Origin of the sequence: Aeromicrobium chenweiae, from assembly GCF_003065605.1 — a bacterium.
GTDB lineage: Bacteria > Actinomycetota > Actinomycetes > Propionibacteriales > Nocardioidaceae > Aeromicrobium > Aeromicrobium chenweiae.
This window is the reverse complement of sequence record NZ_CP026952.1, coordinates 2,014,927-2,039,265: the sequence shown is the minus strand read 5'-3', so window position 1 is coordinate 2,039,265 and position 24,339 is coordinate 2,014,927. Positions and strand designations below refer to the sequence as shown.

The window sequence follows — 24,339 nt, the reverse complement described above, 5'->3', positions numbered from 1 at the left end:
GGTGGCCGGCACCCCGCGCGGCCTGCCCGAGTCCGCGCTGCGCCTCGCCCGCCGCCCGGCGCGCGGCTACTTCCACCGGCGGTGGGAGCTCCACGAGTGGGGACGCGACCTGGTCCCGGCGTCCGGTCCGGTCATCCTGGCCAGCAACCACATCGGCTGGCTCGACGGGCCGCTGCTCGTCGCGACGGCGCCGCGCCCGCCGCACGCGATGGCCAAGGAGGAGGAGTTCCTGGGCCGCACCGGCCACCTGCTCCGGGCGGTGGGACAGATCAAGGTCTCCCGGACCCGCAACGACTCCGGTGCGCTGCGCCAGTCCGTCCGCGCGCTGGCCGCGGATCAGTGCGTCCTGATCTATCCCGAGGGCACCCGCGGCGACGGTGAGATGACGCAGTTCAAGGGCGGCGTGGCGTACCTGGCGCTGGTCACCGGGGCCCCCGTCGTGCCCGTCGCGATCTTCGGGACCCGGCAGCCGGGGCAGCCCGGGGACGCCCGGCCGGACCGCGGGGCACGCCTCGACATCGTCTACGGGGAGCCGATCCAGTTCCCGATGCGGGATTGGCCACGTGATCGTGGGATGATGGCAGACGCAGGCGAGCGTATTCACGTTCACCTGCGATCCCACATCTCCCGGGCCAAGGACGCGCTCCAGCGCGACTTGCCAGGCCCTCTCCCGACAGGAAGCTCCGATGGCTGACGCCGTTCCCGTACTCGCCGTGATCGGGCGCCCCAACGTCGGCAAGTCGACCTTGGTCAACCGCATCATCGGTCGTCGCGAAGCCGTCGTCGAGGACGTCCCCGGCGTCACCCGCGACCGTGTCTCGTACGACGCCGTGTGGAACGGTCGCGCCTTCACCGTCGTCGACACCGGCGGCTGGGACCCCGACGCCCGCGGCCTCGCCGAGAGCATCGCGGCCCAGGCCGAGATCGCGATCCAGGTCGCCGACGCGGTGCTGTTCGTGGTCGACGCCACGGTCGGCATCACCGACGTCGACGAGAAGGTCGTCCGCATCCTCCGCGCGGCCAAGAAGCCCGTCGTGCTGGCCGCCAACAAGGTCGACGACCAGCGCACCGAGGCCGAGGCCGCCGGCCTGTGGAACCTCGGGCTGGGCCAGCCCTGGCCCGTCTCGGCGCTGCACGGGCGGGGGAGCGGCGACATGCTCGACGCGATCCTCGAGGCGCTGCCCGACCCGCCGCCGGAGGACTTCGACGCCCCGCAGGGGCCGCGCCGGGTCGCGATCGTCGGCAAGCCCAACGTCGGCAAGTCCAGCCTCCTCAACCGCCTCGCCGGCGAGGAGCGGGTCGTCGTCGACGACGCCTCCGGCACCACGGTCGACCCGGTCGACGAGATCGTCGAGCTCGGCGGGCGTACCTGGAACTTCATCGACACCGCCGGCATCCGTCGCCGGGTGCGCGACGCGTCCGGCCACGAGTACTACGCGAGCCTGCGCACCAGCTCGGCGATCGACCGGGCCGAGGTCGCGGTCGTCATCATCGACGGCAGCGTCCCGCTGACCGAGCAGGACACCCGCATCATCAGCTCGGTGGCCGAGGCCGGTCGTGCGCTGATCATCGCGTTCAACAAGTGGGACCTGGTCGACGACGAGCGTCGCTACTACCTCGAGCGCGAGATGGAGCGCGAGCTCGTCCAGGTGCCGTGGGCGCCGACGATCAACATCACGGCCCGCACGGGCTGGCACATCGATCGCCTCGTGCGCGCGCTCGACGCCGCGCTGGAGGGCTGGGAGACCCGCGTCTCCACGGGCGCCCTGAACGCCTTCCTGGGCCGTCTGGTGTCCGAGCACCCGCACCCCGTGCGCGGCGGCAAGCAGTCGAAGATCATGTTCGGCACGCAGGCCTCCACCGCACCGCCGACGTTCGTGCTGTTCACGTCCGGCAAGCTCGAGCAGTCGTACATGCGATTCATCGAGCGACGCCTGCGCGAGGAGTTCGGCTTCGTCGGCACACCGATCCACATCCAGCAGCGTCCGCGCAAGAAGCGCGAGCGTCGCTGACCCTCCTCCGGGACGTCATCCCGCCCGAACCGCAGGCGGTTCGCCGGGTATGACGTCCCGGAGGAGTGGCCGATGTGAGAACCCGGGAGGACCTGCGGTAAAGTTCCTCTTCGGTACGAACGGGCTGTAGCGCAGCTTGGTAGCGCACCTGACTGGGGGTCAGGGGGTCGCAGGTTCAAATCCTGTCAGCCCGACGTATTGGTCTCGCAAGAGACAGAGAAGTCCCGGATCTGCGGAAGCAGGTCCGGGACTTCTTCGTTTCACGGAGCCCGTCTCCGATGCCGCCGTGACCAGCTGTCGCGCCGGGCCCTTCGGCCCCGGACGTCGCGACCGGCCTCGGCTAGCGTCGCGAAGGACCGGCGCCGAGAACGCGAGGAGATCGTCATGCTGCACCACAGGAGCTCGGTCCGGGGTGCGCTCCTGGGCACGCACGGGCCCAAGCCGTCGCTCACCGCGGAGGACGGGACGGGCGTCCACCACCGATGAGGCGTGAACCCGGCTCCGGCGCGGCCGAGCGTCCCGACGCCGAGACGCGGTGGCCGATGGCGGCTGCCGTGATCGTCGCGATGGGCCTCACCGTGGTGCTGCCCGACGACCTGCGACTGGGCAGGCCGTGGATGCTGCCGGTGATCTCGGGCCTGCTGCTGCTGGCGCTGCTCGCCGGGGACCCGGGACGGATCTCGCGGCGAACCACCGAGCTGCGGGTGGCGTCCGTCGCGCTCATCTCCGTGCTGTCGGTGGGGGCGATCTGGTCGACGGTCCAGCTCGTCGACGACATCCTCGACGACGGTCGCGCGACCGACTCCGCGGGGGAGCTGCTCCAGGCGAGCGCCTCCGTCTGGCTGTGCACGGTCATCGCCTGCGCGCTGCTCTACTTCGAGCTCGACGGCGGTGGCGCCGCGGCGCGTGCCGAGCGGATGCCGCGCAGCCCGGACCTGGCCTTCCCGCAGCAGCTCAATCCCGGTGTGGCTCCCGACGGGTGGCGCCCGCACTTCATCGACTACCTCTACCTGGGCCTGACCAACGCCACGGCCTTCAGTCCCACCGACGTCATGCCGCTCGCGCGGTGGGCCAAGGCCGTGATGTCGCTGCAGGCGGTGACGTCGCTGGCCATCACCGGCCTCGTCGTCGCGCGTGCGGTGAACGTCCTTCGCTGACGTTCCCCGCGCCGGCTCAGGTGTCGCGGTCCTGTCGCGATGCCTCGGCGACCGCGCGGGACAGGAGGCGGTGCAGGGTGTCCCGTTCGTGGGGACTCAGGATCGAGAACATCTCGTCCTCGATCCGTCCGAACCGGGCCGAGGCCGTGGCCAGCTCGCGTGCTCCCTTGGTGGAGATCTCGACGATGTGACGGCGGCGGTCCGCCGGGTCTCGCCGCCGGGTCACCAGCTCCTGGTCCTCCAGCTCGTTGAGCAGGCCCACGACGTTGCTCGGGTCCAGTCGCAGGGCCTCGCCCAGCCCGCCCTGTCCCAGCGGCCCCTGCTCCGCGATGACCTCGAGGGCGATCACGTGGCGGGGGCGCAGCGTGTCGGGCAGTCCCTCCGCAGCGCGCCGGCCCATGCGGGCGAGGTAGTCGAGCATGGGCACGAGCCGGGTCTCGGCCGCTCCTGATGTGGGCACGGCGTCAGTCTACGAGTGTCAGATCATTGGTGTATAGCCAATCGTTTGTATAGTGGGCACTACTAGATCCGACGAGGAAGAAGCACGCCATGACGACAACCACCCCTGCACCCACCGGACTGGCTACGCCGCGACCGATCATCTCGGCGAAGCCCGTGGCTCTCGCCGCCCCTCACCGCGGCGAGGCCGAGGAGCTCCACGTGCGCATCTCGGCGCCCGCCACCGGCAGCGACCTGCCCGTCATCGTGTTCGCGCACGGATTCGGGTCGTCGCTGGAGGCCTACGGACCCCTGACCGACTACTGGGCGGCCCACGGCTTCGTCGTGGTCCAGCCGACCTTCCTGGACTCCAGGACGGTGAACCTCGCCCCGGACGATCCTCGCATCCCCCGCATCTGGCGCCTCCGGGTCGACGACGTGAAGCTCGTGCTGGACCGGCTCGACGTCCTCGCGGACTCGGTCCCGGGGCTGGCCGGACGAGTCGACCGGTCGCGCATCGCCGCGGCAGGGCACTCGTTCGGCGGTCAGACCGCCGGCAACCTGCTGGGGCTCAGGGTGCTCGACCCTGACGGCACCGGCGGCGAGGACCTCACGGACGCGCGCGTGAAGGCCGGGGTGCTCCTGGCGACGGCGGGGGAGGGCGGCAAGAACCTCACCCCGTTCGCCGCCGAGCACCTGCCCTTCATGCAGGCCAGCTTCGGACACATGACGACGCCGGCCTTGATCGTCGCGGGCGACCGGGATGACTCGCCGCTCACGGTTCGGGGCCCCGACTGGTGCACTGATCCGTACCACCTGAGTCCCGGCGAGAAGAGCCTGCTGACGCTGACCGACGCCGAGCACTCGCTCGGCGGCATCGCGGGCTATGAGGCGGCCGAGACGACCGACGAGGATCCCGAGCGCGTGGCCCTGGTCCAGCGGGTCACGGTTGCCTACCTGCGCAGGGCGCTCGGACTCGACGACAGCGGATGGTCGGCGATGCGGGCCGAGCTGACCACGGATCATCCCCAGGGTCGCCTCGAGTCGAGGTGACGCCGGTGTCGGCGTCAGCGGGCGGAGCCTGACTCGACCCGGGCGATGATCGCGTCGATGCGCTCGCGGATCTCCGCACGGTCGGCGACCGCGAAGCACGGATCGCCCTCGGTGGTGCCCCACGGCACCAGGACGTCGAAGTCGAGGTCGCGGACCAGCGCGAGGCTGTCGAGATAGGCGCCGCGCAGCCTGTCGTCGAGGACCACCGCCTTCCACTCCCCGTGCTCGATCCAGATGAAGTCACCCGTGAACAGGTGGCGGTGGCGGCCGTTGTCCCACAGAAAGGACGTGGTGCCGGCGGTGTGCCCTGGTGTGGGGATGGCCTCGAGGTCGTTGTCGATGACGTGGCGCTCCGCGAAGGTGCCTGCGACGCTCATCGACCGGGCGGTCTCGTCGTGATCGCGGTCGTGCACGTAGGCCGGCACCTCGATCCCGGGTGTCCCGTACATCGCCTCGTGGCTGTGGTTGATCAGGAGCCGGGCCGCCCCGCCGAGCGCCTGGATCTCGTGCGCGGCCGTCGTGATGCCCGGCGAGTTGTAGACCAGCACGTTGCCGGCCGGACGCTCCAGGACGAACGTCCGCAGGAGGACGTCGTGCTGGTACGGCAGCCGCGACGGCGGGGTCGCGCGCAGGCCTTCGATCGGGGTCTCGAGAGCAGGCACGGGGTGGTCCTTCCTGGAGGTGTGCGACGGGGGTCAGAGATCGCGGCCGAGAGCGGCGGCAACCTCCTGGAACGAGAGCGAGGGCGGCGCGAGGGGTGCCGGCGACGGTCGGGTGCCGTCGACGATCAGCTGCGCGTAGCGGCGCCAGGCATCGGGATCGCCGCCACGGGTGATGTCGGCGACCTTCCCGACCATGTGGGCCAGCAGGCAGACCTCCTGGGCCTGGAAGTCGGCCCGCAGCGCGCCGGCCCGGATCGCACGAGCGACCAGCCCGTCGACGGCCGGGAGGAACTCCTGGGCCAGCTCGTGGGTGAACCGGTCACCCCGGCCGGGTCCCGCAAGGATCGAATCGAGGCCGCGATCCGTCGCGCGGATCTCCATGAGGCCGAGCAGGAGCTCGCGGAACGCCTCGCCCGCGTCCTGGAGGCTCGCCGCCCGCCCGGCGAGCTGCAGCAGGCTGTCGATCTTGTGCGCGAACAGCTCGTCCAGCAGCGCGTCCTTGTCGGGGAACTTGCGGTAGACCGTGCCGACGCCGACACCGGCGTGACGGGCCACGTCGTTGAGGGTGGCCTTGGTGCCGTGCTCGGCGAAGACGACGGAGGCGGCGTCGAGGACGCGCTGGCGGTTGCGCCGGGCATCGGCCCGGGGGGCGCGGGCTGCCGGGGTGGACGTCATGACCCCACGATGGCACAAGTGGAGCCGGATAGTCCATATCCATTTACGCGGAGATCGGTGTGGACCTACACGGTCGACCGCCGCGCCGAGTGCCGACGCGCCTTCAGCCGGTTGCCGCACTCGGCCATCGAGCACCAGCGCGCGGAGCCGGGGCGGCTGTGATCGATCAGGAACTTGCTGCACTCGGAGTTCGCGCACGCCCGCACCCGGCCGGGGAGGCGGGTGGCCAGGTCCGACCACGCGAGCACGACCCGCGCGGACACCTCGTCCGCGCCGGAGAAGTCGGGCTGCCAGGTGACGCCGCCCTCGGTCAGCTCGGGACGCCCCACCACGCCGCGCAGATGCCGCTGCAGGGCGCCCGTGTCGTCCGTCCCGCGGATGACGCGGTGCAGGTCGTCCCTGACCGCCCGCAAGGCCTCCACCGCAGCGGGCCCGGGCCTGCCGCCGAGGTTCTGGATCAGCTGGAAGGTCTCGTCGTCCTCGACGATCAGCTCCTGGACGTCCCCGTCGACCGTCGGGGCGCTGTTGAGCAGCCACAGCATCTGCGTCTCGTCCACGACACGACCTCCCTAACCTGAAAACGTTCCTTGACAGGTTAGCATCAATCGATCTAGCGTGACTAACCGGTAATCCCGACGAAAGCAGTTAGACATGATCCCCACGCATCACCGGACCACGGTCGTCCGCGGCCACACGATCTTCTACCGCGAGGCGGGTGACCGGCAGGCACCGACGATCGTCCTGCTTCACGGCTTCCCGGCGTCCTCGGCGATGTTCCGCCAGCTGGTGCCGATCCTGGCCGAGCATCATCACGTCATCGCGCCCGATCACCTCGGGTTCGGGCTCTCCGACGCCCCCGGGGTCGACGCCTTCGACTACTCCTTCGACCACCTCGCGGACCTGACCGAGGAGCTGCTGGACCAGCTCGGCATCGACCGGTTCGCGATGTACGTGCAGGACTACGGCGCGCCCATCGGATGGCGGCTCTACACCCGGTCGCCCGAGCGTGTGACGGCCATCGTCACGCAGAACGGCAACGGGTACGAGGAGGGGTTCGTCGACGCGTTCTGGGCGCCGCTGTGGCGCTGGGCCGCCGACGGGAACGAGGAGGACGGACGCGCCGTCCGCTCGACGCTCACCGAGGAGATGGTCCGCTGGCAGTACACCCACGGGCTGGCGGACCCGAGCGTCGTCGACCCCGACACGTGGCTGCGTGACACCGCACGGATCAATCGCCCCGGACAGCCCGAGGTCCAGCTCGCCCTGTACGCCGACTACCCGCGCAACCGCGATCTGTACCCGGTCCTGCACGAGACGTTCCGTGAGCACCCCGTTCCTCTCCTGGCGGTGTGGGGAGCCCATGACGAGATCTTCGGCCCGGACGGAGCGCGCGCGTTCGCCAAGGACCTGCCGGACGCCCGGATCGAGCTGCTCGACGGCGGACACTTCCTGCTCGAGTCGCACCTGGACGAGGTGGCCGCCGCCATGGTGGGCTTCCTCGACCGGGTCGCGCAGGCTCCGCTGGGCGCCGACGCTTGATGGCGCACGGCCGATCGGGATCGACGCTGATCGTCACGGCGCACCCCGACGAGACCTCGCTGACGCACGGGGTCGCCGACCGCCTGCAGCAGCTGCTCGGACCGGAGCGGGCGGCCAGGCTCGATCTGGCCCAGGAGGGATTCGACCCGCGATTCACCCAGGGCGACCGCGACGCGTACGTCGGTCGCGGCGCGCCCGGTCCGGACGTCGTCGATCAGCAGCGCAGGGTCGACGAGGTGGACCACCTGGTGCTCGTCTTCCCGGTGTTCTGGTGGTCCCTTCCGGCGTTGCTGAAGGGATGGATCGACCGCGTGTTCATCGCGGACTGGGCCTTCGCGTACGACGAGGACGACGCCGTGGTGCCGCGGCTCGGACGGTTGACGACGCACCTGCTCGCCGTGTCGGGCACGTCGGAGCGCTCGTTCGACCGGCACGGGTACGCGCAGGCGTTCGAGACGCAGATCCACCGCGGGGTGATCGACTTCTGCGGGATGCAGCGCGGCGTCACCCGATTCGTCCGGGACGCCGAGGCGGGGGACGGGCAACGGATCGTCCGCGAGGTGGAGGGCGCGGTCGCGGCCGTCGCCGCGGCGATCACGACGACACCGGACGAGGCGTGAGGTCCGCCGCGACCATCCGGTCAGACCCGGTCGATCGCCAGCAGCTCGTGCGCCGGCACCGGGTTGTCGCGGGTGGCGCGGCACGTGAGCTGCTGCAGGTCCGCACCGCGGGCGGTGCGCACCCGGACCGCCCACCGGGCCCCGTCCGCCTCGAAGACCGCGTCGGTGACGTCGTCGTCCTTGCGCCGCGACACCAGGCGCACGGCGTCGTGCCGCGTCTCGCCGATCTGGCGGCGCAGGGCGATCTCGGCGAACTGGACCGGCATCGCGTACGCCGACCGGCCGCGCAGGTGGTCCAGGTCCAGCTCGCCGGCGGCGTGCCGGTCGGCGATCACCACTGACGACTCCGCGTCCACCCGTCCGTAGTAGAGGCCGTGGGGGAGCACCAGCATGTTGCCGGCGAAGCGATCGCCGCCGATGTGGGAGATCTCCCACGTGTCCGCGGGACGGGCGGCGGCCAGCGCGGCAGCCACCGGCCTGCCGCGCTCGGCGCAGCAGGCGTCATGTCGACCGTGGGTGCACACGCACAGCAGGGACGCGTCGGACGGGGTGAGGCCGGGGGAGCGGCCCTCGCCCAGTGCGGTGAGGTCGAGATCGAGCAGCTCGTGCGGGTCCGCGAGCACCGTGGTCTCCAGCCACGGGCGGGACGGGTGCGTGAAGGCGGCGAACACCCGGATCCCGTCGTCCTGGACGCGGCGGCCGGGACGGCGCACGAGCAGTGGACGCACCCGTGCCGCCGCGCCCGCCCGGAGGACGGCGTCGCCCAGCCCGTCGGGCAGCCGGGCGTCGCGCAGCGCGTTCACGCCCCACGGCCCCGGGTGCTCGACCAGCAGGAAGGCGCGGACGTTCGAGGCGGTGCCGGAGGCCGACTCGCCGCGCAGCTCGCTGCCGACCGCACAGCGGAAGGCCGGGTCCCGTGCGGTCACCGAACGACCTCGAGAAGCCCTTCCCGGACGAGGCGGCGGCACAGCACGAGCCGGCTCTGGGCGTCGAGGTGCTGGGCGAGGTCGGCCGGGACGAGCTCGCCGCGCAACCGCACCTCGTCCAGGGACGGGCGCAGCCGGCCGGGCACGTCGATCGACCGGTCGCCGAGCAGGACGTCGATCCGGTCCCCGCGGGGGATCAGCACACAAGGGTGGCCGGGGCGCCGGCGCAACCGGGTGCGGTCGTCGATGGTCCCCGCGGCGAGGACGTCGTGCAGGCCGCCCGCGAGACGGGGGCTGCGGCTGGTCAGGAAGCGGCGCACCTCGGCCTCGACGCTCGCGGTCGCGTCGACGTCGCGGATGCGGGCAGCCACCGTCTCGAGCCGGCGAGCGAGCTCGTCGGCGAGGCCCGCGGGGTGGTCCAGGTAGCCCGCCGGCAGGTGATCGCTCGGCACCGCGGCCAGGACGTCGGCGACGCTGCGCTCGACGAGTCCACGCCACGTGAGCTGGTTGATGCCGACCGTGACGTGCAGGGACACCGTGTCCTGGGCGCGGGCGGCGTGCGGGGTGCCGGTCGGCAGGTACATCGACAGGCCGGGTTCCAGCAGCAGCTCCTCGGCGCCGTCGGGACCGTGGATCTCCCACTGCTTGGATCCCGCGGTCTGGAAGACGAACACGTCGTGCGAGTCCGAGTGCACCGCGAAGCCTTGGGCGCCAGGGGGCGTCAGGTACGCGTTCGCCTGGCACGGGTGGCCGAGCTCGAGCTCGAGCTCGGCGACCAGGCGGGTGATCGGCTCCCAGTAGCGGTGCAGGCCCTGCAGGACGATCGTGGCGCCGCCCTCGAACAGGGCGAGCGCCTTGCGGGGGTCGACCAGGCCGGTCAGCGGCTTTCCGGCCAGTGTCGCCCCTCGCGTGTAGGCCGACTCGGGGAGCACGGCCCCGTCCTGGGCCAGCCGGATGGACGGCGTGCGGATCGCCGACGACGTGAGCAGCGTGTCGACGGCGTCCAGGGACAGCAGGGGCACGAGCGCGTCGGGATCGGCGCGGTGCACGTGCGTGCGTGACGCCCAGACCTTCGAGACGAAGGTCTGGGCGTCACCGCTGAGCAGGTCGAGCGCGGAGTCGGGCACGGTCAGGACGCGTCGCCGTCCGTGCCGTCGGTCCCGTCACCGTCGGTGCCGTCGGAGTCGGAGGCGTCGCCGTCCGTCCCGTCCGTGCCGTCTCCGTCGGTCCCGTCGCCGTCGGTGCCGTCGGCGTCGCCTCCGGTCGGGATGGTGCCGTCCACGGGGCTGGTGGTGGTCATGTCGTCGTCGTTCAGCGGCTCGTCGGGCGTGGTCGTCATGCGTCCTCCTGGGTGCGAAGTGGCCGGCCGCCCGATCGGACGACCCGGATCTACAGTCTGGTGCCACCCGGCCTGCCGGACAAGGCGACAGCAGTTCGCGACGGGCTTTCACGCAGTTCGTCGAACTGCCCACGCGGCGCGGTCGGCTCCACTACCGTGACGCCGTGCGTCGACCCTTCCCCGCCCTGCTCGTGCTGCTCGTCCTCGGCCTCGCCGCCTCGACGATGACGTCGGCGTCCGCCGCCGGTCCGGGGCGCGCGCCCTGGGTGACCGCCTCGTCGACGACCTCGATCACCCTGGACTGGCCGGGCGGGTCCTCGGGATACCGGACCTTCTACGCCGCGTCGTACGGGGCGGTGCTGAAGACGTCGGTGTCCAAGAAGTCCACGGCGTCCAAGGTCCGGATCAGCGGTCTGCGTCCCGGGACGATGTACTGCTTCCAGACCGCCCGCGCGAACGGGGCGAACCGCTCGCAGCGGTACTGCCACTCGACGATGCGCTACAAGAACAAGAGCGGCCGCAGCAAGGTCGGCGTCGCGACGTTCAACGTGTGCGGCGTCGCGTCCGGCTGCCACGGATGGAGCGGCCGGGCGGGAGCGGTGGTCCAGCGCATCCGCGAGGCGGACGCCGACGTGGTCAACATCCAGGAGGGCCACCGCGTCCTGGCGGACATCGAGGCACGTCTCGCGCCGCTCGGGTACGCGCTCGCCTCGGCCTCGTCCACCGAGGGCGTCTTCTACCGGCGGTCCAGGCTCCAGCCGGTGCTGCGGCCCGGGACGGAGCTGGTCTGCGACGACGACGTCTGCCAGGACGTCCCGGTCGCGCTCCCCGCCGCGGGCACGTTCGGCCTCGGGGGCAGCGCCACCGCGGCCTGGGCGCAGCTGCGGGTCAAGAAGACCGGCAAGACGTACGTGTTCGTCAGCGCGCACCTGCGGGCGGGCAAGTCCGCGGGCGACGCCCGTCAGCGCGATGCCGAGACGCGACGCCTGATCTCCTTGGCCCGCGCCGAGGCCGGGACGCGGCCGATCGTCGTCGCGGGCGACCTGAACTCGCACCGCAACCGCCCGAACGACAGCCCCCGCAAGCGGCTGGAGGCCGCCGGACTCGCCGACGCGTACGACCGCTCCGCCCGCTACGCCAACGCGTTCATCAACTCCTACAACGGCTGGAAGAGCAAGCCCGTCCGCGGCGTGAAGTACGGCGACCACGTCGACCACGTGTTCCTGCCCGCCAAGGCCGGCGCCGACAGGTGGGCCGTCGTGGCCCCGGTCCGCGGAGGCAAGAACGTGCGACCCATCGCCTCGGACCACAACCTGGTGCGGGTCACCGCGCTGCTGCCCTGAGGGGTGGGCGCCCGCCGACCGGTGCCGGTCGCGACAATGACGGTCAGGCACATTCGTACGGAGGACACATGGCACTCAGGTCCGTCGCGGTCTTCTGCGGCTCCAGCTTCGGGGCGTCACCCGTGTACGCCGAGGCGGCCCGGCTGACCGGCAGGACGCTCGCCGAGCGGGGCATCGACGTCGTCTACGGCGGCGGTCACGTCGGGCTGATGGGCACCGTCGCGGACGCCGCGCTGGAGGCCGGCGGCCGGGTCGTCGGGGTCATCCCGCGCCAGCTGGACGACCGCGAGCTCGCGCACCACGGGCTGAGCGAGCTGCACGTCGTCGAGTCGATGCACGCCCGCAAGCAGCTCATGGCCGACCTGTCCGATGCGTTCATCGCCCTGCCCGGCGGGGCCGGCACGCTCGAGGAGATCGCCGAGCAGTGGACCTGGGCCCAGCTGACGATCCACGCCAAGCCGAGCGGCTTCCTCGACGTCGACGGCTTCTGGGCGCCGATGCGGACCATGCTCCACACGATGGTCAGCGAGGGCTTCGTCCGTGCCGAGCAGTCCGGCATCGTGTCCTTCTCCGACGACCTGGGCACGCTGCTGGACATGCTGGCCGCACCGCCGTCGTGGACCGACAAGTGGGGCGCCGCCGCCCCCGAGACGCCGCAGCCGTGAGGGACCGGGTCATCCACGTCTCGGCCGCGCTGGTCGTGGACGCGGAGGGACGCGCCCTCATGGTGCGCAAGCACGGCACCACGATGTTCATGCAGCCCGGCGGCAAGATCGAGGCGGGGGAGAGCCCGCTGGAGGCGCTGCGGCGCGAGCTCGACGAGGAGCTGGGGCTGCGGCCGCCCGCGGACGACTTCACCTGGGTCGGCACGTTCGAGGAGGACGCCGCGAACGAGCCGGGGCACCGGGTGCTGGCCGAGGTCTACGCGCTCACCGTGGACGGGGCGCTGCCCGTGGCCGCTGCGGAGATCGCCGAGAGCCGGTGGGTCGATCCGCACGATCCCGGCGACATCGACCTGGCGCCGCTCAGCAGCGAGGCGCTGCTGCCGATCGTCCGGGCCCGCACGACCGGCTAGCGGCCTCGCAGACGATCCATCGCACGACGGTCGCGCTTGGTGGGGCGCCCGGCGCCACGGTCGCGCCGCGGCATGACCGCGATCTCCTCCTTGGGAGGCGGCGGGGGCGTCTTGTCCTCGTAGCACTGCACGGCGACGGGTGCGCCGACCCGCTTGTGGATGATCTTCGTGACCACGACGATGCGCGGACCACCCTCGGTGAGCGCCTCGATGCGGTCGCCGACGTTGACCGGCTGCGACGGCTTGGCCTTGGACCCGTTGATCCGCACGTGCCCGGCCTTGCACTCCTTGGAGGCGATCGACCGGTTCTTGTAGAGCCGGACGGACGACACCCACACGTCGGCGCGCGCGCTGGTGTCCATGCCACCGACTCTAGACTCACCCCATGAGCAGCGACGACGACATCGAGGTCATCGAGATCCGCGACGACATGATCCGCCTGGGACAGTTCCTGAAGTTCGCGGGCTTCGCCGAGTCCGGGGCACAGGCCGGTGCGATGATCGGCGACGGTGACGTGCTGGTCGACGGCGAGGTCGAGACCCGCCGCGGCCGACAGCTTGGCAAGGGCATGGTCGTCGAGGTGCGAACCGCCTCGCAGACGCTCGTCGCGAAGGTCGGCTGACGTGGCGCGGCTCGAGCTGGGCCTCGACACCTTCGGCGACGTCACCGCGGGCCCGGACGGGACACCGCTCCCGTACGACCAGGTGATCCGCAACATCGTCGACCAGGCCGTGCTGGCGGACGAGCTGGGCCTCGCGTTCTTCGGCGTGGGGGAGCACCACCGTGACGACTTCGCGGTGAGCGCCCCCGAGGTCGTCCTCGCCGCCATCGCGTCCCGCACCACGCAGATCCACCTCGGCACCGCCGTGACGGTCCTGAGCTCGGACGACCCGATCCGCGTGTACGAGCGCTTCGCGACCCTCGACGCGGTCTCCAACGGGCGCGCCGAGGTGATCCTGGGACGCGGCTCGTTCACCGAGTCGTTCCCGCTGTTCGGCCTCGACCTCGGCCAGTACGAGGAGCTGTTCAGCGAGAAGCTCGACCTGTTCGCGGCGCTCCGCAGCGAGGGACCGGTCACGTGGCAGGGCAACCTGCGTCCGCCGCTGGCCGACCAGGAGGTCTTCCCCAAGACTGCCGCCGGGACGCTGAAGACCTGGATCGGCGTGGGCGGCAGCCCCGAGTCCGTGATCCGGGCGGCCCGCTACGGCATCCCGCTCATGCTCGCGATCATCGGCGGCCCGCCGGCACAGTTCGCGCCGTACGCCCAGCTGTACCGCCAGGCGCTGGAGCAGCTGGGCCAGCCCCGGCTGCCGGTCGGCGTCCACTCGCCCGGGCACGTCGCCGACACCGACGAGCAGGCACGCGAGGAGCTGTGGCCGCACTTCGCGGTCCAGCGCGAGCGGATCGGCCGCGAGCGCGGCTGGCCGCCGCCCACCCGCGAGGAGTTCGAGGCCGGGGCCGGACCCGGCGGGGCCATCCACGTCGGCTCGCCGCGCACCGTGGCGGACAAGATCATTCGCAACGCCCGGCTGCTCGAGCTGGATCGCTTCGACCTCAAGTTCAGCAACGGGACGCTGCCGCACGAGAAGCTCATGCGCAGCATCGAGCTGTACGGCAGCGAGGTCGCCCCCCTCGTCCACGAGGCGCTCGGCTGACCCGGCGCCCGGTCAGCCGGCCGTCGCGGCCCAGCGACCGTTGGTGCGCTCGACCCGGATCGGGTGGTCGAAGCACTCGCTGACCTGCGGCGTCGTCAGCACCTCGTCCACCGGCCCGGACGCCATGATGCGCCCACCGCGGATGAGGGCCGCGTGCGTCGTCGTGCGCGGCAGCTCCTCGAAGTGGTGGGTCACCATGACCGTCGACGTGTCGGGGAGGGTCTCGCGCAGCCCGTCGAGCGTCGTCAGGAGCTGCTCGCGCGCTGCCACGTCGAGACCCGTCGACGGCTCGTCCAGGAGCAGCAGCGGGGGATCGTGCATGAGCACACGGGCGATGAGCGTGCGGCCGCGCTCGCCCTGGGACATGGTCAGCCAGTGCGCCGAGGTGACGACGTCGACGCCGAGCATCTTCATCAGCTGCTGTGCCCGGTGGCGCTCGTCGTCCGTGGGCGCCCAGCGGGGCAACGGCTCGATGGTCCCGGTGGCCCCGGTCAGCACGATCTCCTCGACCGAGAGGTCCGAGCGCAGGGGATGGCGAGGGTTGACGAAGCCGATGTCCCGGCGGAGGTCGCGCATGTCGACCCGGCCCAGCTGGCGACCGAGCACGTGCACCGTGCCGCGCGTCGGATGGGTGACCGCGCCGAAGAGGCTCAGGAGGGTTGACTTGCCGGCACCGTTGGGCCCGATCAGCGCCCAGTGCTCGCCGCGGCGGACCGTCAGGCTGACGTCGTCGAGGAGGGTCCTCTGCTCCCGGACGAGGTCGACGGCGTCCACGTCGAGCACCACGTCCGGCATCCGGCCAGCGTAGACGGCGTCGCTCAGCCCCCGCCCAGGGGCGCCGGGAACACCTTCCACGCATCCTCCTTGAGGTGCACGCGCACGAGCTCGTGCAGGGCGTCCTGCCCGCGGCGGTACGAGATGCGGACCGTCGCACGGTCGTCGTCGCGCGCCACGACGACGTAGCGGAAGGTGCTGGGACGCAGGCCCTCGTCGCGGTAGGCGTCGCGGACGCTCCTGACGTCGGCGCAGCGGACCGTCGCGGGGTCGACCGTGACCCTGCGCAGCGCCGCGCAGTCACCCGTGGCGTACGCCATCGTGGCCGCCCGGACCGCGTCGACGGGGTCGGGCCCCTCGAAGTGACGGTGCACCATGCGCCCGGCGCCGACGGCCAGGACGAGCGCCACCCCGAGCGCTACCACCTGCAGCGCGCGTAGTCCCATGGAACACCTCCCCGTGCATGCGACGTGCCGACGGTATCCGCCGCGGGTGCCAACCCCGGTCCCCGTCTCTCTAGAGTGGCAGCGTGGAACGCCCCGAACACGCCGAACGACGCATCGAGATCGAGGCGGATCGCGACCGCCCGTCCGCCTTCACCCTGCGCATCGACGGCACCGAGCAGTCGTACGTCGACCTGGAGGACCCGACCCGGCTCGAGTTCGACTACATGCAGCGGATCGCCGACGTCATCGACGCGCACGGCGAGCCCGGTGCACCGCTGCGGTGCGTGCACATCGGGGGAGCGGCGCTGACCATCCCGCGATACGTCGCGGCGACCCGGCCCCGGTCGTCCCAGACCGTCCTCGAGCCCGACGAGCAGGTCACCGCTCTGGTCCGGGAGCAGCTTCCCCTGCCGCGCCACAGCGGCATCAAGATCCGTCCGGTCGACGGGCGCAGCGGGATCGCGGCATTGCGCGACTCGCTCGCGGACGTCATCGTGCTGGACGCGTTCGACGGGGCCCGCATCCCCGCCGAGCTGACCACGGCGGAGTTCTTCGCCGACCTGGCGCGTGTCGTCGTCGACGACGGTCTCGTCCTGCTCAACATCGCCGACAAGGCGCCGTTCCCGTACGCCAGGCGCGTGGTCCGTGGCGTGTGCGACGCGTTCGCGCACGTCATGATCAGCGCCGAGCCGGCCACCTTGAAGGGGCGGCGGTTCGGCAACGTGCTGGTCGTCGCGTCCCAGGCCCCGCTGCCGTGGGAGGCCCTGGCCCGCCGGGCCGCCAGCTCGCCGCTCCCGTACCGCGTCCTGCCCTACCGGGACGTCGTCACGACGTTCGCGGCCAAGGAGCCGTTCACCGACGCCAGCGCCGAGCGGTCCCCGGCCCCGCCCGGCGGCGCGGCCTTCTTCAGCTGATCGCGCCCGACTGGCGCAGAACGTCTCCCGAGTGGCGCAGAAGTCGACGACACGCCGTCTCACTTTCTTCATCGTGCGCCACTCGCGGAGACGGGGGTCAGGAGGCGATGGCTTCGACGATCGTGTGCTCGCCCTTGTTGACGGCCTTGACGACGGCGTCGTAGTCGCCCTTGTTGAGCGCCTTGGCGATGCTCTTGGACGCCTTCTCGAACGCCTCGTCGACCCGGTCGAGGTACACGTCCTCGACGACGGCCACGACCGCCGACGACCCGGCGGGCAGCCACTCCTGCGCGTCGACGCCGATCTGCTTCTCCTCGTGGCGCTTCACGATCTCGCCGACTCCCGCGCCGACCCCGGCGCCGATCACGCCCGACAGCAGCAGCGACGGCGCGAAGAGGCCCACCACCACTCCCGCGACGGCTCCGGCCGCCGTGCCGTACCTGATCAGCTTCCCGCCGTGCTCCCTGGCCTCGACCGTGCCCTCGGCGTTCCGGGACAGCACCACCGCCGCGACGACGTCCAGGTCGTCGACGGACTTCAGGGCCTTGAAGTCCTCGCGGGCGGCGGACTGGTCGTCGTAGGCGGCGACGAGCAGGGAGTAGTGGCGATCGGTCATGGTGGTTCACCTTCCGGTTGGGGCTTCGCTGTGGAGGAGCACGTCAGGACGCGAGGGCGCGCGCCTTGATCGCCTCGTACTCGTCGTTCGTGATCGTCCCGTCATCGAGCAGGGCCTTGGCCTTGGTGATCTCGTCGGCGGGCGAGCTGTGCCGGGCCGTCGTCCGTATGTACTCGTCGGTCGCCCGTTGGGCCTCCGCGGCGCGTCGCTGCGCTCGGTCCTGCATGCCCCGGCCGCGGACGATCAGGTACACCAGGATGGTCAGGAACGGCAGGACCAGGAGCAGGACGACCCACACCGCCTTCCACCACCCGCTGAGCTCGTGGTCGTCGAACAGGTCGCTGATGACCGCGAACAGGGCGAAGACGTAGACGACGAACGCCAGCACCCAGAACACCGACCAGACCAGGTCCCAGCCGTCGTAGCCGAAAACCGTCATGACAACCCCGCTCTGCTGTGGACGCTGGAGGCTCAAGACTCATCGGTCGCGCCCGTGCGGGTCAGGGCACAACGTCCCGCGCCGACACGCCCAGGAGGGGCGCCCAGCTGACCGCGTGTCTCCGGACGATCTGCGGGGCTACGCCTGCAGTGCCCCCGCGAGGGCGTCGACCGCGTGGTCGATCTCGTCCTTGGTGATCACCAGCGGGGGAGCGATGCGCAGCGTGCGCTCGTGCGTCTCCTTGCACAGCACGCCGCGGTCGCGCAGTGCCATCGACACCTCGCGACCGGTCTTGGCCAGGGGGTCGATGTCGACGCCGGCCCACAGGCCCCGCCCACGGACGGTGGCGACGCCCTTGCCGACCAGCTCGTCGAGGCGGCCGTGCAGGTACCGCCCGAGCTCGGCCGACCTGGCCTGGAACTCACCGGTGGACAGCAGGTCCACCACGGCACGGCCGACGGCGCAGGCCATCGGGTAGCCGCCGAACGTCGACCCGTGCTGTCCGGGCTTGAGGACGCCGAGGACGTCGGCGCGCCCGACGACGGCCGAGATGGGGATGATGCCGCCGCCCAGCGCCTTGCCCAAGGTGTAGAGATCGGCGCGGACGTCCTCGTGGTCGAGCGCGAAGACGTGGCCCGTGCGCGCCAGTCCCGCCTGGATCTCGTCGTCGATCATCAGCACGTCGTTCTCGTCGCACAGCTGGCGCACCCCGGCGAAGAACCCGGACGGCGGCACGATCACGCCGGCCTCGCCCTGGATCGGCTCCATCAAGATGGCGGCCGTGTTGGGGGTGATCGCCGCGCGGATGGCCTCGAGGTCGCCGTACGGGACGGTGACGAAGCCCGGGGTGAACGGACCGTAGTTGTCGTGGGCGACCGGGTCGTCCGAGAACGAGACGATCGTGGTCGTGCGGCCGTGGAAGTTGCCCGACGCCACGATGATCTCGGCGGCGTTGAACTCCACGCCCTTGACCTCGTACGCCCACTTGCGGGCGACCTTGATCGCGGACTCGACGGCCTCGGCCCCGGTGTTCATCGTCAGCACCATCTCGGTGCCGGTGAGCTCGGCGAGCTCGCGGCAGAACGCGCCGAACTGGTCGTTGTGGAAGGCGCGCGACGTCAGCGTCAGCCGGTCCATCTGTTCACGCGCGGCAGCGATCAGCGCGGGATGGCGGTGCCCGAAGTTCAGGGCGGAGTAGCCCGACAGGAAGTCGAGGTAGCGGTTGCCCTCGACGTCGGTCACCCAGGCGCCCTCCGCCTCCGCGATGACGACGGGCAGGGGGTGGTAGTTGTGCGCGCCCCACTCCTCGTCGAGCTTGATGTAGGAGGCTGTCTGTCCGGAATCTGCCATGAGGCACACGGTACAAGCCAGGACGGCCATCACCGCCACCTGACGGGTCGGCGTGGCGTGCGCCACGACCATGGTGGTCCGCTCCGGATGAGCCGCGCCGCAGGCTAGCCTGAGGCCGTGATCGCTCCCGCCCTCGCCGACGCCCTGCGTCCGCTCGGTGGGCCGGTGCGTCTCGCTCGTTCGCTCGCTGCCGCCCTGACGTGCGTCGTCGCGGCGGCCACGGGCCACCTGACCGCCGGCGGGACGATGCCGGCAGCCTCGGTCGCCGCGGTGTTCGTCGCCGCCGCGACAGTCGCCTGGCTGCTGTCCGCGAGGCGGGTGACGCCCGGACAGCTCGTCGGCCTGCTGACCCTCTGCCAGGTCGGCGTCCACCTCTCGGGCTCGACGGGCGACATGGTCATGTCCGCTCCGATGGTCGCCGGCCACGTCGCAGCCGTCGCGGTCAGCGCCCTCCTGCTCGCCCGCGGGGAGACGCTCGTCTGGCGCCTCGCCGAGCGCCTCGCTCTGCGGGGCCACGCCTCGATCGTCGTGGTGGGTCCTCCGCACGCCGCGGTCCCGCGCCCACTGGTCGCACCGCGGGCGCTGCACGACGTACGCCTCGCGCACTCGCGCTCCGTGAGAGGGCCGCCGACCGGATCGTCCTGATCCGCTCCGCACCTCTCCCACGAAGGACACATCATGCATCGCACCACCGCGCGGCTCAGTGCTGCGCTCGTCACGGCTGCCCTGGTGGCCGTGGCAGCCCCCGCCTCGGCCCACGTCGGCGTCTCGTCCACGGACGCGTCGCAGGGCGGCTTCGGCAAGGCCGTCTTCCGCGTGCCGAACGAGTCCGACACGGCCGCCACGACCAAGCTGGTCGTCACCCTGCCGGAGAAGACCCCGTTCGCGTTCGTCACGGCCGGCGCCAAGCCCGGCTGGAAGGTCGAGGTCTCCAAGGAGAAGCTCGACAAGCCCACCAAGGTGGGCAGCTTCGAGCTGACCGAGGTGGTCCGCACGATCACCTGGACGGCCACCGATGGCGGGACCCCCACGAGCCAGTTCGACGAGTTCGCGATCTCCGGCGGCCCGTTCCCCGAGCAGGACTCGATCGCCTTCGCGGCCCAGCAGACGTACGACGACGGCGAGGTCGTCGACTGGGACGAGGTCCAGAAGGGCGACACCGAGCCGGAGCACCCGGCTCCCACCATGACGCTCGCCGAGCTGACCGACGACGGCCACGGCGCGGCACCCGCGGCGCACAGCGAGGACGCCGCCGCGGCCGGCGCGGACGTCGAGGAGTCGGGCAACGACCTCGGGACGTGGCTCGGCGGAGCGGCGCTCGTGGTGGCCGTCGCCGCACTGGTTGTGGCACTGAGACAGAATCGACGTCGTGCGTAACGACGTCCTCCTCCGCGGGGTCCTGCTGGGCCTCGCCGTGCCCGTCCTGTTGCTGACGGGCGGCCTCGGGTCGGGACCGGCCAGTGCCCACGCGGCGCTGGTCGGCTCCGACCCGAAGGCCGGGTCGACCCTCGCGGTCGCCCCCACGACCATCACCCTGCGGTTCAACGAGGCGGTCGGCAATCCCGCGTACGTGGCCGTGACGGCGCCCGACGGGTCGAAGGTCGAGGTGACCGACGTCAAGGCGGTCGACCAGAACGTGACCGCGACCGTCGAGGACGCCGACATGAGGGGGCGCTACTCCGCGGCGTACCGGATCATGTCGACCGACGGTCATCCCGTCACCGGCACCGTCGCGTACGAGGTGACCGCCGGCCGCACCGTGGGCCAGGTGGAGGCGCCGCAGGAGCAGTCGTTCCTGCACCGGCACCGGGGCCATCTGCTGTGGGGCATCCTCGCCGCCGCCGTCGCGGTCGCCCTGCTCCTGGCACCCCTGAGGAGGCGCGATGACGCAGACCGTGCGTGACACCGTCGCCGGCTTCGTCCTCGCCGGCCTGGCCCTGCTGTTCTTCCTCGTCGTCGGCGGGGGAGCGCCCGAGCCCGCCCCCCAGGGCCTCCCCGACCCGGGCCAGCTCGTCGGCTGGGCCGTCCCGGTCATCAAGGTCGTGCTCGACCTGTCGGCGCTGCTGGTCATCGGCTTCCTGACCGCCGCGGTGTTCCTGCTGCCGTCGTCTGAGCCGGAGGCCCAGGGGCTGTCCGTGCAGGCCACCCGGCTCGCGTCGCGATGGGCCACCGCCTGGTCGATCGGCAGCCTCATCTACTTCCTGCCGAAGGTCGCCGAGGTGTTCGCCAAGCCGATCGGCAGCCTGTCGTACCCCGAGATCAGCGGCTACGTCGGCACGTCGGACGGCCGCGCGATCCTCCTGCAGGCGCTCGGCGCCGGGCTGGTCGCGGTCGGCACCCGGTGGACGCTGTCCGTCCGCGGTCTCGCGGTGCTCCTGGGTCTTGCGCTCGCGACGCTGGCACCCATCACGCTGACCGGGCACTCGGCCGGCTCGGGCTCCCACGACCTGGCCACCACGAGCCTGTTCCTGCACGTCCTGGGCGTCACGCTGTGGGTCGGCGGGCTGGCCGCCTTGGGCTGGGTCGCGCTGCGCGGCAGCAAGCGCCTCGAGCCGGCCATCGCCCGCTACTCCTCGGTCGCGCTGTGGGCGTTCGTCATCGTGGGGGTCTCCGGTGTCGTCAACGCCACGGTGCGGCTGCGGTCGATCGGTGACGTGTTCGGGGAGACGTACGGACTGCTGGTCGTGGCCAAGGTCGTGGCCCTCGTCGTGCTGGGTGCGTTCGGCTACCGCCAGCGTCGCCGCATCGTCGCCAAGGGCGGCGGCTTCGTGCGCATCGCCGTCGTGGAGCTGTTCGTCATGGCGGCCGCGATCGGCCTGGCCGTCGCCCTGTCCCGCACGCCGACCCCCGTCGGCGACGACGTGCTCAAGACGCCCGTCGAGGAGCTGCTGGGCGGCCCGATGCCGGCCGCTCCGACCGTGCTGCGACTCCTGTGGGGCTTCGCCGGCAACGGCGTCGGGCTCGCGATCGTCGGTCTCGGCACGGCGTTCTACCTCCGCGGCGTCTGGGCGATGCACCGGCGGGGCGACGCGTGGCCGGTCGGGCGCACGATCTCGTGGCTGGTGGGCATGGTCGCCATCGCGTGGGCGACCTTCGGTGGCCTGGGGGAGTACTCCCACGTGCTGTTCAGCGCCCACATGGCGTCCCACATGCTGCTCTCGATGGTGGCGCCGATCTTCCTCGTCCTCGGAGCGCCGGTGACGCTCGCGCTGCGCACGCTGCCGGGCCCGCGGCAGCCCGGGGAGGTGTCGCCCCGCGCGATGCTGCTGGGCTTCCTGAACTCCCGGTTCTCCCAGGTCATCACCCACCCGCTCGTCGGCCCGGTGCTGTTCGTCGGCAGCCTCTACGGTCTGTACTTCACCGGGATCTTCGAGACGCTCATGGGCAGCCACTGGGGCCACGCCGTCATGGAGATCCACTTCCTCGCCGTCGGCACGTTGTTCTACTACGTCCTGATCGGGATCGACCCGTCCCCGCGCAACCTGCAGCCGATCGCCCGGTTCGGGATGCTGCTCGTGACCGTCCCGTTCCACGCGTTCTTCGCGATCGCGGTGATGTCGTCCAACACGGTCTTCGCGCTGGACTACTGGAAGTCGCTGGACCGGCCGTACCGCACCGACCTGCTGGCCGACCAGTACCTCGGCGGCGGGATGGCCTGGGCGATGGGGGAGGTCCCCCTCGTGCTGGTCATGGTCGCGATCCTCTTCCAGTGGTTCCGCTCCGACACCCGTGAGGCCAAGCGCTACGACCGCGCGGAGGACCGCAACGAGGACGCCGCCCTCGAGGCGTACAACGCGCGGCTGCGTGACCTCGCCGAGCACGGCAGGCGCCGCGAGCCCTAGGCACGAACGACGACGGCGGGACCCCCGAGGGGATCCCGCCGTCGTCGTCCGAGGACCGATCAGAAGATGATCTGGCCGCCCGACGTTGCTGCGGTGAAGCGCTCCTGGGCGTCGGCCCAGTTCACGATGTTCCACCACGCCTTGACGTAGTCGCCCTTGACGTTGAGGTAGTCGAGGTAGAACGCGTGCTCCCACATGTCCAGCTGCGTGATCGGGATCAGCGTGGCCGGGATGTTGTTCTGCTGGTCGAACAGCTGCACGACCACGAGCTTCTGGCCCAGCGTGTCCCACGTGAGGATCGCCCAGCCGGAGCCCTGCAGACCAAGAGCGGTCGCCTCGAACTGCGCGCGGAACGCGTCGAACGAGCCGAAGTCCTGGTCGATCGCTGCAGCGAGCTCGCCCGTGGGCTTGTCGCCGCCCTCGGGGGAGAGGTTCTTCCAGAAGATCGAGTGGTTGATGTGACCACCGAGGTGGAACGCGAGGTTCTTCTCCAGCACGTTGATGTTGCCGAAGGACTCCTTCTCGCGGGCCTCCTCGAGCTGCTCGAGCGCCTGGTTGATGCCCGCGACGTAGGTCGCGTGGTGCTTGGAGTGGTGAAGCTCCATGATCTTTCCGGAAATGTGCGGATCCAGAGCGCCATAGTCGTACGGCAGGTCCGGAAGTGTGTAGACAGCCACGTTCCTCCTCGGAGTGAGGGCACCTGGGTGCCCTGCGGATGAGTTGTTCGGGGTTCAACCCCCAGTCTGTCAGTCCTGTTCCCCGACGCAATGGCGGTGCCCAGCCCGTGGGCACGTCAGGCGGTGTCCGGGACAAGACGGCGGGGTGCCATGTCCTACTCTGTCTAAGGACGATTCGGGGGCTCGAGACGACAACAGGAGGCGGTTCCGTGTGAACGACCGCGTCCTGACGATCCCCAACGCCCTGAGCTTCGTGCGCCTCCTGCTCGTGCCGGTGTTCCTGTGGCTCGTGCTGGGCCCCGAGCGCGACGGACTGGCCCTGCTGGTCCTCATGGTCTCGGGCGTCACGGACTACCTCGACGGCAAGCTGGCGCGCCGGTTCAACCAGGCGTCCAAGATCGGCGCGATCCTCGACCCGGTCGCCGACCGCTTCTACATCCTGGCTGTCGTCATCGGCCTGGGCTTCCGCGACATCATCCCGTGGTGGCTCGCGGTGATCCTCCCGCTGCGCGACGTGTTCTTGTTCAGCCTCGTGCCGTTCCTGCGGACCCGCGGCTACAGCTCGCTGCCGGTGCACTTCCTCGGGAAGGCCGCGACCGCGAGCCTCCTGTACGCGTTCCCGCTGCTGCTGCTCGGTGACTCGACCGGGACGGTGGCCGACCTCGCGAACGTGTTCGGCTGGGCGTTCACGATCTGGGGCGTCGCGCTCTACTGGTGGGGCGGCATCCTCTACGCGTTCCAGGTCAGACGGCTCCTGGCCACGACCGAACGCGTCGTCCGGAGCTGA

The 24,339-nt window shown here is 71.3% G+C and carries 31 protein-coding genes and 1 tRNA gene; 18 read left to right on the top strand and 14 right to left on the bottom strand.

Annotated features, from left to right (window positions below; translation table 11 throughout):
- The first annotated feature begins 1 nt into the window (after nt 1).
- From C3E78_RS09850 to C3E78_RS09835, 4 genes are all read left to right on the top strand, one after another.
- On the top strand, nt 2-694 hold the full coding sequence (locus C3E78_RS09850; protein WP_159085863.1) for a lysophospholipid acyltransferase family protein: 693 nt from the start codon (nt 2-4) through the stop codon (nt 692-694).
- Complete coding sequence (gene der / locus C3E78_RS09845) at nt 687-2,012, top strand: ribosome biogenesis GTPase Der (RefSeq protein WP_108578122.1); 1,326 nt, start codon at nt 687-689, stop codon at nt 2,010-2,012. The genes C3E78_RS09850 and der overlap by 8 nt, the downstream gene beginning before the upstream one ends.
- Nucleotides 2,013-2,132: 120 nt before the next feature.
- Nucleotides 2,133-2,206 (top strand) — tRNA-Pro (locus C3E78_RS09840).
- Between the two features lie 288 nt (nt 2,207-2,494).
- On the top strand, nt 2,495-3,169 hold the full coding sequence (locus C3E78_RS09835; RefSeq protein WP_108578121.1) for a hypothetical protein: 675 nt from the start codon (nt 2,495-2,497) through the stop codon (nt 3,167-3,169).
- A 16-nt stretch (nt 3,170-3,185) separates the two neighbouring features.
- On the opposite strand, the gene C3E78_RS09830 is transcribed toward C3E78_RS09835, so the two are convergent.
- Complete coding sequence (locus C3E78_RS09830) at nt 3,186-3,629, bottom strand: MarR family winged helix-turn-helix transcriptional regulator (protein WP_199906793.1); 444 nt, start codon at nt 3,627-3,629, stop codon at nt 3,186-3,188.
- Between the two features lie 89 nt (nt 3,630-3,718).
- Here C3E78_RS09830 and C3E78_RS09825 point away from each other — a divergent pair, with 89 nt between their 5' ends.
- Complete coding sequence (locus tag C3E78_RS09825; RefSeq protein WP_108578119.1) at nt 3,719-4,660, top strand: alpha/beta hydrolase family protein; 942 nt, start codon at nt 3,719-3,721, stop codon at nt 4,658-4,660.
- 14 nt (nt 4,661-4,674) lie between these two features.
- On the opposite strand, the gene C3E78_RS09820 is transcribed toward C3E78_RS09825, so the two are convergent.
- From C3E78_RS09820 to C3E78_RS09810, 3 genes are all read right to left on the bottom strand, one after another.
- Nucleotides 4,675-5,322: an MBL fold metallo-hydrolase gene (locus tag C3E78_RS09820; protein WP_108578118.1), complete on the bottom strand. Its 648-nt coding sequence runs from the start codon at nt 5,320-5,322 to the stop codon at nt 4,675-4,677.
- Between the two features lie 33 nt (nt 5,323-5,355).
- Nucleotides 5,356-5,997 carry a TetR/AcrR family transcriptional regulator gene (locus C3E78_RS09815; protein ID WP_108578117.1) on the bottom strand — a complete coding sequence of 214 codons (642 nt, stop codon included), beginning with the start codon at nt 5,995-5,997 and terminating at the stop codon, nt 5,356-5,358.
- Nucleotides 5,998-6,062: 65 nt separating this feature from the next.
- A complete protein-coding gene (locus tag C3E78_RS09810; protein WP_199906792.1) occupies nt 6,063-6,554 on the bottom strand; it encodes a CGNR zinc finger domain-containing protein in 492 nt (163 codons plus the stop codon).
- Nucleotides 6,555-6,648: 94 nt separating this feature from the next.
- On the opposite strand from C3E78_RS09810, the gene C3E78_RS09805 reads away from it, so the two are divergent.
- Together C3E78_RS09805 and C3E78_RS09800 are read left to right on the top strand one after the other, a co-directional pair.
- Nucleotides 6,649-7,536, top strand: a complete 888-nt coding sequence (locus tag C3E78_RS09805) for an alpha/beta fold hydrolase (RefSeq protein WP_108578116.1) — start codon at nt 6,649-6,651, stop codon at nt 7,534-7,536.
- Nucleotides 7,536-8,156, top strand: a complete 621-nt coding sequence (locus tag C3E78_RS09800; RefSeq protein ID WP_108578115.1) for an NAD(P)H-dependent oxidoreductase — start codon at nt 7,536-7,538, stop codon at nt 8,154-8,156. The genes C3E78_RS09805 and C3E78_RS09800 overlap by 1 nt, the downstream gene beginning before the upstream one ends.
- Before the next feature lie 20 nt (nt 8,157-8,176).
- On the opposite strand, the gene C3E78_RS09795 is transcribed toward C3E78_RS09800, so the two are convergent.
- Genes C3E78_RS09795 through C3E78_RS09785 form a run of 3 tightly spaced genes read right to left on the bottom strand, consistent with a single transcriptional unit; the run spans nt 8,177 to nt 10,421 of the window.
- Nucleotides 8,177-9,082 (bottom strand): sucrase ferredoxin, encoded by a 906-nt coding sequence (locus C3E78_RS09795; protein WP_108578114.1) that lies wholly within the window; start codon nt 9,080-9,082, stop codon nt 8,177-8,179.
- Nucleotides 9,079-10,209 carry a cupin domain-containing protein gene (locus C3E78_RS09790; RefSeq protein WP_235833761.1) on the bottom strand — a complete coding sequence of 377 codons (1,131 nt, stop codon included), beginning with the start codon at nt 10,207-10,209 and terminating at the stop codon, nt 9,079-9,081. The genes C3E78_RS09795 and C3E78_RS09790 overlap by 4 nt, the downstream gene beginning before the upstream one ends.
- A gap of 2 nt (nt 10,210-10,211) precedes the next feature.
- Nucleotides 10,212-10,421: a hypothetical protein gene (locus tag C3E78_RS09785; protein WP_108578112.1), complete on the bottom strand. Its 210-nt coding sequence runs from the start codon at nt 10,419-10,421 to the stop codon at nt 10,212-10,214.
- A gap of 164 nt (nt 10,422-10,585) precedes the next feature.
- Between C3E78_RS09785 and C3E78_RS09780 the strand changes: the two genes are divergently transcribed.
- The 3 genes from C3E78_RS09780 (at nt 10,586) to C3E78_RS09770 (ending at nt 12,839) form a co-directional block, all read left to right on the top strand.
- Nucleotides 10,586-11,764 carry an endonuclease/exonuclease/phosphatase family protein gene (locus C3E78_RS09780; protein WP_108578111.1) on the top strand — a complete coding sequence of 393 codons (1,179 nt, stop codon included), beginning with the start codon at nt 10,586-10,588 and terminating at the stop codon, nt 11,762-11,764.
- A gap of 68 nt (nt 11,765-11,832) precedes the next feature.
- The gene (locus tag C3E78_RS09775; protein WP_108578110.1) at nt 11,833-12,429 is read left to right on the top strand and encodes an LOG family protein; all 597 of its coding nucleotides are present in this window, start codon (nt 11,833-11,835) and stop codon (nt 12,427-12,429) included.
- Complete coding sequence (locus tag C3E78_RS09770; protein ID WP_108580842.1) at nt 12,426-12,839, top strand: NUDIX hydrolase; 414 nt, start codon at nt 12,426-12,428, stop codon at nt 12,837-12,839. Before C3E78_RS09775 ends, C3E78_RS09770 begins: the two co-directional genes overlap by 4 nt.
- Here the strand turns inward: C3E78_RS09770 and C3E78_RS09765 are convergent.
- Nucleotides 12,836-13,201 carry an RNA-binding S4 domain-containing protein gene (locus C3E78_RS09765; protein ID WP_108578109.1) on the bottom strand — a complete coding sequence of 122 codons (366 nt, stop codon included), beginning with the start codon at nt 13,199-13,201 and terminating at the stop codon, nt 12,836-12,838. The two genes, C3E78_RS09770 and C3E78_RS09765, sit on opposite strands and share 4 nt — an antisense overlap.
- Before the next feature lie 23 nt (nt 13,202-13,224).
- Here C3E78_RS09765 and C3E78_RS09760 point away from each other — a divergent pair, with 23 nt between their 5' ends.
- Both C3E78_RS09760 and C3E78_RS09755 read left to right on the top strand, forming a co-directional pair.
- A complete protein-coding gene (locus tag C3E78_RS09760; protein ID WP_108578108.1) occupies nt 13,225-13,461 on the top strand; it encodes an RNA-binding S4 domain-containing protein in 237 nt (78 codons plus the stop codon).
- A gap of 1 nt (nt 13,462) precedes the next feature.
- The gene (locus C3E78_RS09755) at nt 13,463-14,494 is read left to right on the top strand and encodes an LLM class flavin-dependent oxidoreductase (protein ID WP_108578107.1); all 1,032 of its coding nucleotides are present in this window, start codon (nt 13,463-13,465) and stop codon (nt 14,492-14,494) included.
- A 12-nt stretch (nt 14,495-14,506) separates the two neighbouring features.
- Here the strand turns inward: C3E78_RS09755 and C3E78_RS09750 are convergent, their stop codons facing one another.
- Both C3E78_RS09750 and C3E78_RS09745 read right to left on the bottom strand, forming a co-directional pair.
- Nucleotides 14,507-15,289 carry an ABC transporter ATP-binding protein gene (locus C3E78_RS09750; protein WP_108578106.1) on the bottom strand — a complete coding sequence of 261 codons (783 nt, stop codon included), beginning with the start codon at nt 15,287-15,289 and terminating at the stop codon, nt 14,507-14,509.
- 23 nt (nt 15,290-15,312) lie between these two features.
- The gene (locus C3E78_RS09745) at nt 15,313-15,714 is read right to left on the bottom strand and encodes a hypothetical protein (protein WP_135804919.1); all 402 of its coding nucleotides are present in this window, start codon (nt 15,712-15,714) and stop codon (nt 15,313-15,315) included.
- An 83-nt stretch (nt 15,715-15,797) separates the two neighbouring features.
- On the opposite strand from C3E78_RS09745, the gene C3E78_RS09740 reads away from it, so the two are divergent.
- Complete coding sequence (locus tag C3E78_RS09740; RefSeq protein WP_424922761.1) at nt 15,798-16,628, top strand: spermidine synthase; 831 nt, start codon at nt 15,798-15,800, stop codon at nt 16,626-16,628.
- 97 nt (nt 16,629-16,725) lie between these two features.
- Here C3E78_RS09740 and C3E78_RS09735 read toward each other — a convergent pair whose 3' ends face one another.
- The 3 genes from C3E78_RS09735 to rocD form a co-directional block, all read right to left on the bottom strand.
- A complete protein-coding gene (locus C3E78_RS09735; protein ID WP_108578104.1) occupies nt 16,726-17,244 on the bottom strand; it encodes a DUF1269 domain-containing protein in 519 nt (172 codons plus the stop codon).
- 43 nt (nt 17,245-17,287) lie between these two features.
- Nucleotides 17,288-17,683 (bottom strand): SHOCT domain-containing protein, encoded by a 396-nt coding sequence (locus C3E78_RS09730; protein ID WP_108578103.1) that lies wholly within the window; start codon nt 17,681-17,683, stop codon nt 17,288-17,290.
- A 138-nt stretch (nt 17,684-17,821) separates the two neighbouring features.
- Nucleotides 17,822-19,033 (bottom strand): ornithine--oxo-acid transaminase, encoded by a 1,212-nt coding sequence (rocD, locus tag C3E78_RS09725; RefSeq protein WP_108580840.1) that lies wholly within the window; start codon nt 19,031-19,033, stop codon nt 17,822-17,824.
- A gap of 117 nt (nt 19,034-19,150) precedes the next feature.
- Here rocD and C3E78_RS09720 point away from each other — a divergent pair, with 117 nt between their 5' ends.
- Genes C3E78_RS09720 through C3E78_RS09705 form a run of 4 tightly spaced genes read left to right on the top strand, consistent with a single transcriptional unit; the run spans nt 19,151 to nt 22,875 of the window.
- A complete protein-coding gene (locus tag C3E78_RS09720) occupies nt 19,151-19,678 on the top strand; it encodes a hypothetical protein (protein WP_108578102.1) in 528 nt (175 codons plus the stop codon).
- Nucleotides 19,679-19,711: 33 nt separating this feature from the next.
- Nucleotides 19,712-20,410, top strand: coding sequence for a YcnI family protein (locus C3E78_RS09715; RefSeq protein WP_108578101.1), 699 nt, complete (start codon nt 19,712-19,714; stop codon nt 20,408-20,410).
- A complete protein-coding gene (locus tag C3E78_RS09710; protein WP_159085862.1) occupies nt 20,403-20,936 on the top strand; it encodes a copper resistance CopC family protein in 534 nt (177 codons plus the stop codon). Before C3E78_RS09715 ends, C3E78_RS09710 begins: the two co-directional genes overlap by 8 nt.
- Entirely contained in the window at nt 20,917-22,875 is a 1,959-nt protein-coding gene (locus C3E78_RS09705) for a bifunctional copper resistance protein CopD/cytochrome c oxidase assembly protein (RefSeq protein ID WP_108578099.1), read from the top strand. Before C3E78_RS09710 ends, C3E78_RS09705 begins: the two co-directional genes overlap by 20 nt.
- Nucleotides 22,876-22,934: 59 nt before the next feature.
- On the opposite strand, the gene C3E78_RS09700 is transcribed toward C3E78_RS09705, so the two are convergent.
- Nucleotides 22,935-23,552 carry a superoxide dismutase gene (locus tag C3E78_RS09700; protein ID WP_108578098.1) on the bottom strand — a complete coding sequence of 206 codons (618 nt, stop codon included), beginning with the start codon at nt 23,550-23,552 and terminating at the stop codon, nt 22,935-22,937.
- Between the two features lie 211 nt (nt 23,553-23,763).
- Here C3E78_RS09700 and clsA point away from each other — a divergent pair, with 211 nt between their 5' ends.
- Nucleotides 23,764-24,339 (top strand): cardiolipin synthase ClsA, encoded by a 576-nt coding sequence (gene clsA / locus C3E78_RS09695; RefSeq protein WP_108578097.1) that lies wholly within the window; start codon nt 23,764-23,766, stop codon nt 24,337-24,339.